This window comes from Rhodococcus sp. IEGM 1241 (genome assembly GCF_033142365.1).
In the GTDB taxonomy this organism is placed as follows: domain Bacteria; phylum Actinomycetota; class Actinomycetes; order Mycobacteriales; family Mycobacteriaceae; genus Rhodococcus_F; species Rhodococcus_F erythropolis.
The window spans coordinates 3,863-5,661 of record NZ_JAWLSE010000039.1 but is presented as its reverse complement, the minus strand read 5'-3'; the positions used below and the strand labels follow the sequence as shown (position 1 = coordinate 5,661).

Here is a 1,799-nt window from a genome sequence, read left to right as displayed (position 1 = left end):
GCCGGCCGAATCGAGCGCCGGCCGAATCGAGCGCCGGCCGAATCGAGCGCCGGCCGAATCGAGCGCCGGCCGAATCGAGCGCCGGCCGAATCGTTAGTGCGGTGTGCGTGCGTGGTGGTCGAGTATCGCGGCCCAGGAGGACGCTGGGAGCTTCTCGGGTGTGTAGCGATCGAGGGTGAGGGTGGCGTGGTGTGCGTCGTGGTGGACGCCGCCGAGGTTGTGGAGGTTCTCACGTGCTCCGGCGTTGTGTGCGGCGGAGGCGAGCGCGGTCAGTCGGTCCGGAAGCATCGATGTCCTTCGGTCGAAATGTGTCGGTGGTGCGCGGAGAAATTCTCGCCTGTTCGGTCACCTCGAGCGGAGCAAGATATTGCAAAACCCCGGGGTTTTGGATTCCGCCCTGGTCGGGCGGGTGCGCGAGCGATCACGAGGAGCTCGGCGGCGGACTGGCGGAGCAAGATAGTGCCTTAGGTGCCCTAAGTCTGACCGCGCTGGCGCGGTGCCCGTTCCGGGGCGCTGCGCTGGGCCGGTCAACGACTGAGGACGACGGCCGCGATACTGCCGAGTGTTCCGATGACGGCGACCGTGATCGGTGTGAGTGCGGCGATCCAGAGGCGAATCTTTTCGCCGCGATCGGGTGCGGTGTTCGTGGCGGTTGGCTGCTCGTTCATGTGCGCTCCTGCGGTCGAATGTTCGATGTCGCCGGGGAAGGTAGCTTTTCCGTTCTCCCGTTGATGTCCGTCGATGTCCGGGACCGTATTCGTGGACCTGGACTACTCAGCGCGAACGACGTCACGGCTGAATTCGAACGACCGTACAAACCGCCTTCTCCACGTGCGGCACGCTCGCTGGAGACAAGACGAAGCCCCCGACTCGCGTCAACGAATCGAGGGCTTCTAACCGTGTTTGGCTGGACCAAACCCAGCCGCATGACGGCTGGTGTGATGGTAGGTCAGTCGAGTTCGGTCACTGCGCCGTAGTCCCGGAGCTGGCGAAGGTTGAACGTGATGTCGAAGAACGAGTACGCGACGTTGAACGTGGCCCGCGCGGCCGACTTGGTGTGCCGCTTCGCGCTGCGCAGCAGCACGCGTTGAGGGAAGTCGTAGAACGCGATCGCGGCTTGCGGCGTCGGCAGTGCGCGGTTCCATTCGACGAGGACGTATTCGCAGAAGCGGAACGTCTCCTCGAGGTACTCGGCCGCAGCGGTCGCGTCCGCGATGTCGCCGGGCATTTGGTACTCGAAGCGATCGAGCTGGCGCACGAGTGTGTGCGCGGCGTCGAGCAATGTTTTCGCGGCAGTGGTGATGTCTGCGGCGGTGGGCGAAATGCCCACGACGGAATCCGTCATGGTGTGTCTCCTGGTTTGGTCAGGTGACAGTTCGATCGTGAGTGTTGACGCACTCGTGAAACGAACCGCGTGTGAAGTTGTTCGGCCCGACGGTGCCGGTCCGAGGCCAACGTTACCTCCACCACCCGACATTCACAGTCCTTCACGATCCCCAGTCGTACACATGTCACCCACACGCTTCGTTGTGCATCGCTCGCCAAAAATTTCTCGCTCACCACTGCACTTCGCCCAGCTCAGTTCACAACCCCTTCAAACCAGACACACCTCTGGCTGAATTTCAGACTTTGGGGGCGCACTTTCGTGCGACGAAATGTTTTCGAGGCGGCGGCCATCGTTCCGGTCCCCGGCATCGAAGCGATGAACCTGCCGCATCCGTGTGCCGTACCCGGCCTACCTCCCGCAGTCCTCGACACCCACTCACCGCCCGCACCGCTCCCCTGGCCGTGCTCACCTA

At 63.4% G+C, this 1,799-nt stretch carries 3 protein-coding genes; all 3 read right to left on the bottom strand.

Annotated features, from left to right (window positions below; all coding sequences use genetic code 11):
- Positions 1 to 93 precede the first annotated feature (93 nt).
- The gene (locus tag R4P70_RS32375; RefSeq protein ID WP_030538101.1) at positions 94 to 288 is read right to left on the bottom strand and encodes a hypothetical protein; all 195 of its coding nucleotides are present in this window, start codon (positions 286 to 288) and stop codon (positions 94 to 96) included.
- A gap of 239 nt (positions 289 to 527) precedes the next feature.
- Positions 528 to 668, bottom strand: a complete 141-nt coding sequence (locus tag R4P70_RS32370) for a hypothetical protein (protein ID WP_155277982.1) — start codon at positions 666 to 668, stop codon at positions 528 to 530.
- Positions 669 to 949: 281 nt separating this feature from the next.
- Complete coding sequence (locus R4P70_RS32365; protein ID WP_030538102.1) at positions 950 to 1,345, bottom strand: hypothetical protein; 396 nt, start codon at positions 1,343 to 1,345, stop codon at positions 950 to 952.
- Between the last annotated feature and the right edge of the window lie 454 nt (positions 1,346 to 1,799).

Excerpts from the sequence above, each read along its gene's own strand:
- R4P70_RS32375 (WP_030538101.1), bottom strand. The coding sequence starts at position 288 with ATGCTTCCGGACCGACTGACCGCGCTCGCCTCCGCCGCACACAACGCC.
- R4P70_RS32370 (WP_155277982.1), bottom strand. The coding sequence starts at position 668 with ATGAACGAGCAGCCAACCGCCACGAACACCGCACCCGATCGCGGCGAA.
- R4P70_RS32365 (WP_030538102.1), bottom strand. The coding sequence starts at position 1,345 with ATGACGGATTCCGTCGTGGGCATTTCGCCCACCGCCGCAGACATCACC.